Origin of the sequence: Pseudomonas spirodelae, from assembly GCF_034653255.1 — a bacterium.
In the GTDB taxonomy this organism is placed as follows: domain Bacteria; phylum Pseudomonadota; class Gammaproteobacteria; order Pseudomonadales; family Pseudomonadaceae; genus Aquipseudomonas; species Aquipseudomonas spirodelae.
The window spans coordinates 1-12,795 of record NZ_JAYEET010000005.1; the positions used below are offsets into that span (position 1 = coordinate 1).

The 12,795-nt window shown below is 61.1% G+C and carries 15 protein-coding genes; 4 read left to right on the forward strand and 11 right to left on the reverse strand.

The features are described 5' to 3' along the window. Window positions 1-142: ATP-binding protein (locus tag SOP97_RS02235; protein WP_322948122.1), on the forward strand; the 142-nt coding region annotated here is incomplete at its 5' end. 267 nt (window positions 143-409) lie between these two features. Further along, on the forward strand, window positions 410-1,183 hold the full coding sequence (locus SOP97_RS02240; RefSeq protein WP_274088226.1) for an SDR family NAD(P)-dependent oxidoreductase: 774 nt from the start codon (window positions 410-412) through the stop codon (window positions 1,181-1,183). A 15-nt stretch (window positions 1,184-1,198) separates the two neighbouring features. On the opposite strand, the gene rhtB is transcribed toward SOP97_RS02240, so the two are convergent. The 4 genes from rhtB to SOP97_RS02260 form a co-directional block, all read right to left on the reverse strand. Beyond that, complete coding sequence (gene rhtB, locus SOP97_RS02245) at window positions 1,199-1,828, reverse strand: homoserine/homoserine lactone efflux protein (protein WP_274088279.1); 630 nt, start codon at window positions 1,826-1,828, stop codon at window positions 1,199-1,201. An 82-nt stretch (window positions 1,829-1,910) separates the two neighbouring features. After that, on the reverse strand, window positions 1,911-2,678 hold the full coding sequence (locus SOP97_RS02250; protein ID WP_274088225.1) for a TerC family protein: 768 nt from the start codon (window positions 2,676-2,678) through the stop codon (window positions 1,911-1,913). A 5-nt stretch (window positions 2,679-2,683) separates the two neighbouring features. Beyond that, window positions 2,684-3,238: a mechanosensitive ion channel domain-containing protein gene (locus SOP97_RS02255; RefSeq protein WP_411912016.1), complete on the reverse strand. Its 555-nt coding sequence runs from the start codon at window positions 3,236-3,238 to the stop codon at window positions 2,684-2,686. 29 nt (window positions 3,239-3,267) lie between these two features. Beyond that, a complete protein-coding gene (locus tag SOP97_RS02260; RefSeq protein ID WP_274088224.1) occupies window positions 3,268-5,178 on the reverse strand; it encodes an ATP-binding cassette domain-containing protein in 1,911 nt (636 codons plus the stop codon). A gap of 50 nt (window positions 5,179-5,228) precedes the next feature. On the opposite strand from SOP97_RS02260, the gene SOP97_RS02265 reads away from it, so the two are divergent. Further along, on the forward strand, window positions 5,229-5,693 hold the full coding sequence (locus SOP97_RS02265; protein WP_274088223.1) for a TIGR02444 family protein: 465 nt from the start codon (window positions 5,229-5,231) through the stop codon (window positions 5,691-5,693). Here the strand turns inward: SOP97_RS02265 and SOP97_RS02270 are convergent. Next, window positions 5,690-6,583: an AlgP family protein gene (locus SOP97_RS02270; RefSeq protein WP_274088222.1), complete on the reverse strand. Its 894-nt coding sequence runs from the start codon at window positions 6,581-6,583 to the stop codon at window positions 5,690-5,692. The two genes, SOP97_RS02265 and SOP97_RS02270, sit on opposite strands and share 4 nt — an antisense overlap. Before the next feature lie 124 nt (window positions 6,584-6,707). Between SOP97_RS02270 and SOP97_RS02275 the strand changes: the two genes are divergently transcribed. Then, window positions 6,708-7,352: an FKBP-type peptidyl-prolyl cis-trans isomerase gene (locus SOP97_RS02275; protein ID WP_274088221.1), complete on the forward strand. Its 645-nt coding sequence runs from the start codon at window positions 6,708-6,710 to the stop codon at window positions 7,350-7,352. A 4-nt stretch (window positions 7,353-7,356) separates the two neighbouring features. Here SOP97_RS02275 and rsd read toward each other — a convergent pair whose 3' ends face one another. From rsd to hemC, 6 genes are all read right to left on the reverse strand, one after another. Further along, on the reverse strand, window positions 7,357-7,824 hold the full coding sequence (gene rsd / locus SOP97_RS02280; RefSeq protein ID WP_274088220.1) for a sigma D regulator: 468 nt from the start codon (window positions 7,822-7,824) through the stop codon (window positions 7,357-7,359). Between the two features lie 194 nt (window positions 7,825-8,018). Further along, window positions 8,019-8,561 (reverse strand): DUF3833 domain-containing protein, encoded by a 543-nt coding sequence (locus SOP97_RS02285; RefSeq protein ID WP_322948098.1) that lies wholly within the window; start codon window positions 8,559-8,561, stop codon window positions 8,019-8,021. A 23-nt stretch (window positions 8,562-8,584) separates the two neighbouring features. Next, window positions 8,585-9,835 (reverse strand): heme biosynthesis HemY N-terminal domain-containing protein, encoded by a 1,251-nt coding sequence (locus SOP97_RS02290; protein ID WP_274088218.1) that lies wholly within the window; start codon window positions 9,833-9,835, stop codon window positions 8,585-8,587. Beyond that, window positions 9,832-11,037 carry a uroporphyrinogen-III C-methyltransferase gene (locus SOP97_RS02295; RefSeq protein ID WP_411912015.1) on the reverse strand — a complete coding sequence of 402 codons (1,206 nt, stop codon included), beginning with the start codon at window positions 11,035-11,037 and terminating at the stop codon, window positions 9,832-9,834. Before SOP97_RS02295 ends, SOP97_RS02290 begins: the two co-directional genes overlap by 4 nt. A gap of 16 nt (window positions 11,038-11,053) precedes the next feature. Continuing rightward, the gene (locus SOP97_RS02300) at window positions 11,054-11,827 is read right to left on the reverse strand and encodes a uroporphyrinogen-III synthase (RefSeq protein ID WP_274088217.1); all 774 of its coding nucleotides are present in this window, start codon (window positions 11,825-11,827) and stop codon (window positions 11,054-11,056) included. Further along, entirely contained in the window at window positions 11,824-12,762 is a 939-nt protein-coding gene (gene hemC, locus SOP97_RS02305) for a hydroxymethylbilane synthase (protein WP_274088216.1), read from the reverse strand. The genes SOP97_RS02300 and hemC overlap by 4 nt, the downstream gene beginning before the upstream one ends. Window positions 12,763-12,795: the final 33 nt, after the last annotated feature.

The following is a 12,795-nucleotide window of genomic DNA, read 5'->3' on the forward strand; positions in this document are numbered from 1 at the left end:
CTGGCACGAGCTGATCGGCGACCCGACCCTGGCCGACGCCATCCTCGACCGCCTGGTGCACAACGCTTATCGGATCAATCTGAAGGGTGAATCAATGCGCAAACGGACGCAGAAATTGACGACGCCGGGCACCTCAGACTAACAATGCCACCCCTGCGTCGCTGCGCTCCGACTGCCTGTCCGAATGATCGTGGAACAGGTGTCCGGATCAGCGTGGGCTGAGTGTCCGAATGGCGTGGAATCCGCAGGCATCAGCAACCAGCTGCAGAAACGCAATACGGAAGTCATAGAGGATAGGATCCAAATACGAATGAATGACAATACCATTGTCATCCTCGCACTGGCTTTCCTCAACCTCTGATCGACCTAGATCCGCGACGGATTGTCGCAATCACGCAGGAGTGCTCCGATGAGTTTTTCGCAACGCCTCGACGAACCGGCCTATGCACTGGTCTGTGGTGCCAGCCGTGGTATCGGCTTGGCACTGACCACGCAGCTACTGGCCCGCGCAGAGATAGCCGGTGTTTGGGCGGTTGCCCGCCAGGCCAGCCAAGCTGCCGAACTGCAGGCACTGGCCCTAGAACATGGCACGCGCCTGCACTGCCTGGATGTCGATGTATGCGATGAACAGGCTCTAAGTGAATTGGCCACACAGCTGCGCGCAGCAATACCGCGCCTGCACCTGCTGCTGTGCACGGTCGGAGTGCTACAGGACGGCGCCGCCAAAGCCGAAAAGGGCCTGGCCCAACTCAACCTTGAGGGGCTGCTAACCACCTTTGCGCGCAACAGCTTCGCGCCGATCTTGCTGCTCAAGCACCTGCTGCCGTTGTTACGCGGCAAGCACCCGTGCACGGTCGCGGCGCTGTCGGCACGGGTTGGCTCAATTGGCGACAACCGCCTAGGCGGCTGGTACAGCTACCGCGCCAGCAAAGCGGCACTCAACCAGTTGCTACACACTGCGAGCATTGAGCTCAGCCGCCTCAATCCCAACAGCTGCGTACTCAGCCTGCACCCCGGCACCACCGACACTGAGCTGTCGAAACCCTTTCAGGCCAATGTGCCGGCCGACCAACTGTTCACCCCAAGCTATGCCGCCGAATGCCTGCTGGCGCAGGTTGAACGGCACGGCCCCGAGCAAACCGGCACGTTCTGGGGCTGGGACGGCCAGCCGATTCCTTGGTAACTCAACCCGCTTAGATCAGATCGGCGCGCGGCGCACACTGGCCAGCAAGGCCGCCGCACCAATAAACAGCGCGCCGAAGGTGCGGTTCATCAGTTGCTGTTGGCGTGGCGAACGCAGCGCACGCAACACCCGTGCCGCCAGGCCGGTGTAGCCGGCCATAACGATCAGATCAACGCAGATCATGGTCACGCCTATCAGCAGGTACTGGATCAACAACGGCGCCTGTGGATTGATGAACTGCGGCAACACCGCGAGTATGAAAACGATCGCCTTGGGGTTGCCGAAATTGACCAGAAAACCGCGCAACACCAAGCTCAGCGGCCGCCCGATGGGACGCTCGGTTTGCGCCATCATATCACTGGGCAAGGCCTGCCACTGGCGATAGCCGAGGTACACCAGGTACGCCACGCCAAACCACTTGATCAGGCTGAAGGCTAACTCCGACGCTGCCAAGACCGCCCCGACCCCAGCCGCCACAATGGCAATCTGCAACGCCAAGCCCAGCTGCAAACCTAGAGCATTCCAGTAGCCCCGCCAGAAGCCATACTGCAAACCGGCCGACATCGAAGCAATCGCCCCGGCGCCTGGCGACAGGCTGATGATCCAACAGGCAACAAAGAACGCAAGCCAGGTTTCCAATACCATCGCACACACCTCAAACAGAACAATAAAAAAGGGGTAAGCCATGCAGCCTACCCCTTGTTGTGTAACTCGCCCAGCCAGTGAATCAGTCCGGCGAACCTTTACGCAGCTGCACTGGATCCAACCCTTCTTCCTTGCGCGCGCGGGCACGGGCCACACGCATGCGGATATTGACGGCTTCCACCGCCAGCGAGAAGGCCATGGCGAAGTACACATAACCCTTAGGCACATGCACGCCGAAGGCTTCGGCAACCAGCACAGTACCGACCACGATGAGGAACGACAGGGCGAGTATTTTCAGGCTCGGGTGCTTGTCGATAAAGTCGCTGATGGTGCCTGCCGAGAGCATCATCACGATCACCGAGATGATGATGGCCGCGACCATGACGGGCACGTTGTCGACCAGGCCGACTGCAGTAATCACCGAATCCAGAGAGAACACGATGTCGATGATAGCGATCTGCACGATGATGCCCATAAAGCCATAGGTCTTGCCGCCGACGGCCTGAGCTTCTTCTTCGCCTTCCAGGCTGTGGAAGATCTCGGCAGTGCTCTTCCACAACAGGAACAGGCCACCAAAGAGCAGGATCAGATCACGCCCGGAGAAGCCTTGATCGAACACATGGAACAGGTCGGCCGTCAGGCGCATCACCCAGCTGATCGACAACAGCAGCAGAATTCGCGTGCCCATGGCTAACGCCAGGCCGAAGAAGCGCGCCTTGGGTTGCTGATGCTTGGGCAGGCGGCTGACCAGAATCGAGATAAAGATGATGTTGTCGATGCCCAGGACAATTTCCAGGGCAGTCAGGGTCAGAAACGCGACCCAGATTTCAGGGTTGCTCAGCCATTCCATAGGAATCAGATCTCGGAGGTACGCTCAGGGGGGAGTTGACCATTACGCCAGCGGCGCACGGCTTTTTGGAAAAACAGGCTATTGGGAATCTGCACCCAGGCGCCGGGCGCATCACCGCTGAGGTCTTCCAGGGTGGTATAGAACAGGTTGATCGCTACCACGCGCCCACGCACGCCGGGCTTGTCGGCACTTTCCAGCACCTCGACACAATCGCCCAGACGGAACGGCCCCATGGCGAAAATCAGCAGCGCGCAGAACATGTTGGACAACACGCTCCAGATGGCGAAAAAGGCAATCGCCGCCACGGCGGCAAACCCGGTGAGGGCCGTCCACAGCACCTGAGCGGAAACGCCCAAACGCTCCAGCACCAACATAAAGGCACTGCCGAGAATCAACCAGCGCAGCAAACCGCGCAACGGCATCAGTAGCTCGGCCGGTAGCTGCGGATAACGGTTGCCGAGACGGGTGATGCCGCGAGTGAAGATGCGCTGAAACACCCAGGCCAGCAGCAGGATCAAGATCACCTGGCCAGTTCTGACCAGCGGTTCGCGCCAGGTCATCAGCCATTCAAGGGTAGGCAGGGTGATGTTCAACTGGCCGCTTCCAGCTCAGCCTGCAAGGCTTCGAGGGTTTCCAGTGCAGACATCCAACGCTCCTCCAGATCGGCTTCGCGGCTTTTCAGCTTAGCCTGCTCAGCCAGGGCATCACGCAATGCGTCCTTCTGCGCAGCTTCGTAGATCTCGCTATCAGCCAAACGGGCTTCCACGGCAGCCAGCTTTTCATGCAGCTGGCCCAGCTCTTTCTCCAGCTTGTCGGCTTCACGTTTGTGCGGCGCCAGTTGCTGACGCAGCGCGGCCGCTGCCTGACGCTGCACGCGCTTGTCGGCTTTATCCGGGTTGCTCTCGCCGCTGCTGCTCGGTGCCTGCCGCGTGCGGTAATCCACCAGCCAACGCGCGTAGTCTTCCAGGTCACCGTCAAACGGCTGCACCTGACCATCGGCGACCAACAGGAACTCATCGGTGGTGCTTTTCAGCAAGTGCCGGTCGTGGGACACCACCACTACGGCGCCACTGAATTCCTGCAGCGCCATGGTCAGCGCCAGGCGCATTTCCAGGTCGAGGTGGTTGGTCGGTTCATCGAGCAGCAGCAGGTTGGGCTTGCCCCAGGCAATCAGCGCCAAGGCCAGACGGGCTTTCTCGCCGCCGGAGAAATTCAGCACCGGCTCGTCGCAACGTGGGCCACGGAAGTCGAAACCACCGAGGAAGTCGCGCAGGGTCTGTTCACGCTCGGTCGGTGCCAGGCGCTGAAAATGCAGCAGCGGGCTGGCCTTGTCATCCAGGGCATCGAGCTGGTGCTGGGCAAAATAGCCGACGACCAAGTTCTCGCCGCGTTGCAGGTGACCGCTGATCGGCTGCAGCTCATTCGACAGGTTTTTGATCAGGGTCGACTTACCCGCGCCGTTCGGCCCGAGCAGGCCCAAGCGCGCGCCGGGAACCAAGCTCAGTTTGACCTTTTCCAGTACCACCTTGTCGCCATAACCGAGGCGGCCTTCGCTAAGGCTCAGCAGCGGGCTGGAAATCTTGTCCGCCTCGCGGAAGCTGAAATCAAAGGGCGAGTCGACATGCGCGGCCGACAACTCCTCCATACGTTCCAGCGCCTTGATTCGGCTCTGCGCCTGGCGCGCCTTGGTGGCCTGGGCCTTGAAGCGCGCAATATACTTTTCCATGTGCGCGCGCTGTGCCTGCTGCTTCTCGTAGGCCTGCTGCTGCTGCGCCAGACGCTCGGCACGGGTGCGCTCGAAGGCCGAATAGCCACCGCGATACAGGGTCAGCTTCTGCTGATCGAGGTGAGCGACGTGATCGACCACGGCATCGAGGAAATCACGGTCGTGAGAAATCAACAGCAAGGTGCCGGGATAGCCCTTCAGCCAGCTTTCCAGCCAGAGAATCGCATCCAGATCGAGGTGGTTGGTCGGCTCGTCGAGCAGCAGCAGGTCGGACGGGCACATCAGCGCCTGCGCAAGATTCAGGCGCATACGCCAACCGCCGGAGAAATCGCCGACGCGGCGGTCCATCTGCGCGCTGTCGAAACCCAGGCCGGCGAGCAGTTTGCGCGCACGGGCATCGGCGGTGTAACCGTCGAGGGTGTCCAGCTCGATGTGCAAGCGCGCCACCGCAGCGCCGTCATGCGCGGCTTCGGCGACGGCCAATTCGGCCTGCACCCGCCGCAACTGCACGTCACCATCGAGCACGTAGTCCACCGCCTGGCGCTCGACCGCGTCGATCTCCTGGCGCATGTGGGCCACTCGCCAATCGGCGGGAATCAGGCAGTCGCCCGCGTCCGCACTCAGCTCGCCACGAAACAGGGCAAACAGGCTGGATTTGCCGGCACCGTTGGCGCCGATCAGGCCGGCTTTGTGGCCGGGGTGCAGGGTCATCTCGGCGTCTTCTAGCAAACGCTGAGGGCCACGCTGTAAAGTCAGGTTCTGGAGTCGGATCATAATGGCGGCGGAGTCTACCAGAGTCCCCCTTGAGAAATCCGGAAAGCACCATGTCCACTGATCTGTGGCGATTCGCCGAAGCACTCTATCAACGCCCCGGCGTCGAAGCCGCCTGCCTGCAATTACAAGCGCAAGGGGCTGACGTTTGCCTGCTGCTGTGCGCCGCCTGGCTGGAACGCCATCAGGTGACCTGCAACCAAGCACGCATCGATGCCCTGCATGGCCTTGCGCAGCCTTGGCAGCAGCAGGTAATCGAACCCCTGCGACAGGTACGGCAAGCCTGGCGCGAACAAGCCCAACGCGATAAGCCCCTGGCGCACCTGCGCGAACAGGTGAAACGGCTTGAGTTAGAGGCTGAGCAAGAGTTGCTGGAACGTCTGTCAGCGCAGATTCAGAACTGGCTAAACGACGCCGCAATAGCGCCCGCAGAATGGCTGGAACGCCTGGCGGGTGATGCGGCCGACCACGATGCGCTGCACAGGCTACGCACCGCGGCGGCTCAACTCACGGACTAAACGGCGCCAGACGCGGAGCTGTCAGCGGCTGTAACAGGCGCTTCGACCTTGGCAGCCACTGGCTTGGCGGCCGGCTTACTGGCGGGCTTAGCGGCTGGAGCTTTTTTAACGGCAGGTTTAGCGGCCGTTGTTCTGCTAGCGGCTGGCTTGGCACGGCTAGTAGCTGCCGGCGTCTTGACTGGCGGCTTTGCCGCTGGCTTGGCTGCGGCGGGTGCTTTGGCCGGTGCCTTGGCGGCTGGTTGAGCGGCTGGTTGAGCGGCTGGTTTAGCGGGCGCCTTAGCGGCCACTGGCTTGGCCGGCGCTTTCGCCACAGGCTTTGCTGCCACAGGGGCTTTAGCCGCTGGCTTCGCCGGGGCCTTGGCCGTGCTTGCCGCAGGCTTGCGGGCGGGTTTGGCGGATGCTGTGCTGGCGGGCGCTTTTGCCGGGGCTTTGCGGGCTACGGGCTTGGCTGCAGGCTCGACCATCGCGGCCTTGGCAGTGCGACTATCCAGCGCCTTGTTCGCGGCTTCTTTGACCTTACCGACGCCCTGAGCCAGTTTCAGGCTTTCCTGAGCGTCACGCTTAAGCCCTGCGATATAGCTGCGGGTTTCGCTTTGACGGTCTTTCAAGGTATCGAGCAGTTGCTCCAACTCAGACACCGCGTCTTTTGCTTTGGCCTGGGCCTTGGCTTTACCGGCAACGGCCGCGTCCTGCATTTTGCTGCGCGCTTTATGCAGTTTTTCCTGAGCTTTGCCGCGCTGCTTTTCCAGCTTGGCGAGCAACTTCTCAGCATCAACCAAGGCACGCGTACAAGCGTCCTCAAGATGCTCAAGCAGGCTACTGGAAAGCTGCTGCAACAAGTGCAGGGGGGTACTCACTGAATTCTTCTTTGCGTTCTTTTTAGCCGACATGACGCGCCTCCTGGCGGATGAGATGACGTCATACTAGACCTCCTCTCACCTGCCTTGCCACCTCGTGCATTGAGGTGGCGCACTTGGCAGGCATAATCGGCGCACCTTCGGCCGGAGAACCGCCATGTCACGCTTTACCCTGCTTCTGATCTGCCTGCTCGCACCCTGGGCTCAAGCAGATAATCATAACCATGATCTCGCCTACAGCCTGGGAGTCAGGCTCGGCGAGCGGCTGCGCGATGAAGTGCCTGATTTACAGCTGCAGGCCCTGCTCGATGGGCTGCGCCAGGCCTACCACTACGAGCCGCTGGCACTGGACGCCAAGCGCATCGAAAGCCTGTTGGCTGAACATGAAGCGCACCTGAGCGAAGCGCCGGAACGCATCGAAAAAGCTAAAGCCGCCGAGCAGCGTTTTCTCGCCAAGGAGAAAGCCAAAGCGGGCGTGCGCGTACTGCAGGATGGTGTGCTGATGCAGGAACTGCGCGCCGGCAGCGGTCGCAAACCTGGCCCGAAAGACCGTATTCACGTGCGCTATATCGGTTTTCTGGCCGATGGCAGCCAATTTGACGAAAGCCAGACTGCGCAGTGGTTTCGCTTGGATAGCGTAATCGCCGGATGGCGCAGCGCCGTGCAGGAGATGCCGGTAGGTGCGCAGTGGCGTTTGGTGATTCCCTCGGCCCAGGCGTATGGCGAAGAGGGTGCAGGGGATCTGATCCCTCCCTACGCACCCCTGGTGTTCGAACTGGAATTGCTCGACACCAAGGAGTAGCGAATCAGAGCGCTGGCGCGGCCTGTTCCTGATGGGCGTTGTGCAGGACTTCAATCAGGCAGTCCTCCAACTCGAAACGCTCATGCAGAAGCTGACCCAGGCGTTTCAGCTCATCAAGCAGCGATGCCGAGTCAGCACAGTCGCCCGTGTCGCAGCGATCATTGAACGCCAGCGCCACTTCGGTAATCACCTCAATACGCGGGTAGATTTGCTTGGCTAACTCAAGCCCGCGCTGATCACCAAATGCTTTGGCTTCGCTGGTCAGTTGCTCATAGACCTCGAAGTGACCCGCCGACACATAGTCGACCAGGATTTCGCAGAAACTCAGCAGCGTCTTAGCGGCTGACGCTTGCGCTGAACCGTCGATGGCGGCGTATGCCTCCACCAGTTCCTTGCGCTCTTGCAGCCAGCGGTCAATCAGCAGGTGAACTCCACCCCAGCGTTCTTGGGCGTTCTGACAACTCTCGAGCATGATGACCTCTACTTCCCTATTGCTATTAGTGTTGTTCGCCTGCGCCGAGACAGTTTTTTGTCAGTTCGAGCAGGGTCGGGGAAGACAGCCGTGAAGCGGCAACTTTCCGGCAGTGCTGCAGCCAGACTATTCCCGCAGGCCTAAGCCTTCAAGGCAGCTCCGGAGATAATTTCATACAAGCGTTTAACCGGTAATTACTGAGTGCCCTCAACCAGCGCAGGCTTATAAAAGCTCAGGGTAACCTGGCCAAGATCAATGCCCCACTTGGACATACGCGCCCGGTTAAGCATGACTTGACCGTCCATCAGGTACATCCAATCATCAAAATCAACGACATAGGTCGAGTCATCGACCTTCAGGCGTAGCTGGTAACGCCAATTTAGGGCATTGCCTGCAACGTGACCGATAGCCTCGCCCACCACATCATCGGCCGTGCCACGCCAACTGCCGTCAGCCTGTTTTTTTAGGGTCCAGACGCGCCGTTCGGTGCTGCCATCGCTGTAGGTGAAGCGCTCGTCGAGCACACCCACATCGCCGTTCCAGGTGCCAGTCATGGCCACATGGAAGCGTTTGACCACCTCGCTGGAACGGTTCTGAAACATGCCCCAGGCCTGCAACTCACCGTTGAAGTAATCACTCAGCTCCAGGCTGGGCTGCTCACGGGCATAGTCGCTGACCTGGGGCCCCGCGCAACCGAGCAGCAACAACGCCAGGCATCCCATCAACAAGGCTCGCATAAGCACCTCACAAAACGCTTAGTTCAGGTGGTTACCGGTAAAGCCGGCGTGCACAACCGTGAATCGAGCAAACTCAAACCTTCCTGATACAGGCTGTTACTGCGCGCCAGGTCACCCAACTGCGCTTGCAGACGGGCCAGTTCGGTGCAGGTTTCCGGATGACGCTGGAAGGTCAGGCTGCTTTCCAGGTAATCCTGGGCCTTACCCCACAGTTGGCTGTGCAGGCATAGTCGCCCCAACGTCAACAGCAAGCCAGCATCGTCTGGGTGCTGCTTCAACCAGCCTTCGGCCGCCTGCAACTGGCGCCCAAGATCCGATCCACGCAACAAGCCGTAAAGGCGCACCAGGGCCGTGTCGTAATGCTGTTTGAGGAAATGCCGCAGCAGCTCTTCCGCCTCAGCTTCGGCGCCCAATTGGCGCAGTTGCTCGGCATACACTGCCACCAGCTCGGGTTGCTTATGCTGTGCTGCCGGCATGGCTTGCCAGGCCTGTTGCAACACCGCTAGAGCCGCTTGCGCGTCACCTTCTTCCTGCTGCCCCGCCTGCAACAAGCGCCCGCGCCAAGCCTGGCGTTCCAGCTCACTCAGTTCGGCATTGCCGAGTATTTTTTCTTTACGCAGATCCGGCAACAGGCCAAGCAGGGCCGACCAATCTTCAGACTGCAGATAAAGCTGCTGCAGCTGACGCAGCACGAGGTGGTGGTGCGGGTGGCGCGAGCGCATGACCTGCAAGGTCTCCAGCGCCTCAGCAGTCTGGCCGCGCGCCAGTTGCAGCTCAGCATGCTGCAAGGCAATCGCCAGCTCCGCTTGCGGCTGACGGTTGAGGGCCTGTTCCAGCAGGTCGTCACTGTCTGCGTATTGACCCAGCTGGTGCGCGGCACGCGCCGCCCCCAGGTAATAACTCAATGGCTGCGGCGAATGGTCTGCCGCCTGTTTCAGGTGACGTAGCGCGCGAGCCCAACGGCCTTCAGCCAGGTCAAGAAAGCCCTGCTGCGATGCCACACGCGCGCGGCGACGATTGTGCAAAGAGGACCAGGGGTTGAGCAAACCGCCAGACGTGACCAGCAATCTCAGGCTCAGGCGTACCAGGTAAACCAATAGCCAAACCACCAACACCAACGCTACAAATGCCCACAGACTGGACTCATAGCGGAAGCCCTGAAAGGCAATCAGCACATAGCCCTTGTGCTCGGCCAACGGCAGACCGAACAACACCAGACTGGCGACGGCGGCGACAACCGCCAAGATCAACAGCAACCAGTAGATACGCTTCATTGCAGCGCCTCCTGCGATGAAGCCTCGGCAGCCTCTGCGGCACTGGCCGCTGGCTTAGTCTCGCTGGGCTGCTGCAGACGTGCGGCCTGCTTGGCCTGAATGTATGCCTGCACGGCATTCAGCGTTGGCGCCAAGTCCGGTGGTGTTACCGCAATCGGCTGCTCAGCCAATTCATCGATGCGCGCGCGTAAGGCACGACTGTTCGGGTTATCCAGATCAAAGTGCGCATCCAACACCTCGCGCGCCTGCTGCAACGCCTGTCGATAGACGTCGCTCTGGCCATGCAACGCGCCCCATTGCGCCTGCTCCAGCGCCAGGCTGAGTGCCAGGCGCACCTGAGTCAGGCTCTGGCCGGCCAACATCGGGCGAATATTGCGATCGGCATTGAAGTCGATGCGGAAATATTCCGCCAAGGTCTGCAAGGCGCGCTGCCACCATTGCGGCTCAGCAGCACCCTCGCTCGCCAATTCACTGAGCACACCACCTTCGCCACTAAACACCGGAGCCTGGGCATTGAGTTGTGCTACCTGCTCACGCAACGCGCCGAGCTGGAGGAACAACCCGGTACGGTCAGGGTTGAGGGTCGAACGTAGCGCTTGCAGGCTCTTGGCCAACTGCTCACGAGCAGCAAACGCAGCAGGATCATTTTGTTCACGGAGGATTTCATCGGCGGCCTGCACCAGCGCGGTGGCACTGCTTATGTCCTGCAACGCAGACAGTCGCAGGCTGGCCAGGCGCAGCAGGTGCTCGGCTTCAGCCAAGCGCCAGTCTTGCCGGCTGGCTCCCAGCACTGTCTCCAGACGCTGGTTAAGTAACTGCTGCTCCCCTTGCAGCTGCGTCAGCAGGCGACGACGCGACTCCAACTCATCAACGCTGGGCAGCTGGTCGATACGCGCCTCCAGCGTCCGGCCAACCTGCGTCAGGCTCTGCGCCGCGCTCAGCGCTTCATTACGCCCATCCTGCAACTGGCTCAGCTGTTGCTGCTCGCGTGCCTCCATCCCGTGTAGCTGCCACAGCCCCCAGCCCCCAGCGCCGGCACCTGCCGCCGCAATCAGTAATGCCAGCAGCGCCAGGCCATTACCACGTGCGGCCGATTTATTCGCGCCGGGTGCAGGCGTGAGCGGTATGTCCGTGGCGGCATCCACCGGCGTCTGCGCTTGCTCGTTCGGGGCTTGATCTTTCGGAGTAGTTGCTTCGCTCACGTATCCATCCTTTGCGTCAGAGATCAGGGGTAGGTTGCGCTTGCAACGCCGCCAGCAACGCCGCGGCACTCGCGCCACGGCAATCCACAACAAATTGCGCACCTGCCGCACGGGCCATTTCGGCGACGCGCGGGCTGGGTACAAATAAGGGTAGCAGGGCCAGCTCAGCCCACGCCTCGGCAGCCAACTCGCGCAAATGCACAAAGCCCTGCCCACTGCTGACCATCAGGGCGTTCAAGTGTTCGGTTTCAACCTGCTTGGCCAGCGCCGCCGGCGGGTATTCCGGCAGCACCCGCCGATACAGGGCGAGACAGTCCACCTGCACGCCTTGGCCGCGCAACCGCTCGGCCATGTACTCTCGACCACCTTCACCACGCAGGATCAGCACCCGTGGATCAGTGGCCGCCGCCAGAGCATGCTGAAATGCCGGCAGCGCCAGCAGCGCCTCACTGTCATCGCCCTGATCGGGATAATGCACCTGCAGGCCATGCTCCTGAAGGAGCTGCGACGTAGCAGCACCAACACTGAACCAAGGCTGGGTGACAGGTGTTGCCACTTGGTAGCGCTGCAATAGTTCGAGCCCCAAACGCGCTGCGGGCTTACTCACTACGATCACCGCGCAGTAGCGGCTCAGCCCCATAAGGGTGGCGCGTAGTTCGGCACACTCGCCCAGCGCCTCGATCGCCAGCAACGGCAAACTGCTGCTGTAAATACCCTGCTGGGCCAAGGTTGCAGCGAGTGCGGCCGACTCCTGAGTCGGCCGCGTTAGCAGCAAACGCCACCCTTTCACTCGGCTGCGGCCTCACCGTACACAGCTTGCAGGATGGCCGCTGCACCCTGCGCCAACAGGGCTTCAGCCACCGCAACGCCGAGTTTTTCGGCATCGGCACTACTGGCGCGCTGCTCGGCGCGCAGCAGTTGCGAACCATCCGGCTGGCCGACCAAACCGCGCAACCACAGCTGCTCACCTTCAAGCAGCGCATAACAGGCGATCGGCACCTGGCAGCCACCATTCAGGTGTTTGTTTAGCGCGCGCTCGGCCGTTACCCGCACCGCGGTGTCGCGGTGATGCAGGGGCGCCAGCAGGGCATGGATTTCGCTGTCGGCGCTGCGGCACTCAATCCCCACAGCCCCCTGGCCGCCAGCCGGCAGGCTGTCTTCGGCGCTGATCGAGGCGCGAATGCGGCTTTCGAAGCCCAGACGGATCAGACCCGCTGCGGCGAGGATGATCGCGTCGTAGTCGCCGGCATCCAGCTTGGCCAGGCGGGTGTTGACGTTGCCACGCAGGAACTGGATTTTCAGATCCGGCCGGCGCGCCAGCAGCTGGGCCTGACGGCGAAGACTGGAAGTGCCGACCACGCTACCGGAAGGCAAGGCATCGAGGCTTGCGTAGGTGTTTGAAACGAAGGCGTCACGCGGATCTTCGCGCTCGCAGATGCAGTACAAGCCCAGGCCTTCAGGGAAATCCATCGGTACATCCTTCATCGAATGCACAGCGATGTCAGCCTGATTCTCCAGCAACGCGGTTTCTAGCTCTTTGACAAACAGACCCTTGCCGCCAATCTTCGCCAGCGGCGCATCGAGCAGTTTGTCGCCACGGCTGACCATTGGTACCAGGCTGACCTTGAGGCCAGGATGCGCCTGTTCGAGACGCGCTTTGACGTGTTCAGCCTGCCACAGGGCCAGGGCACTTTTACGGGTGGCGATGCGAATTTCGCGAGACATGAGCAATTCCAGAAAACGAACTGCCGGGGATAA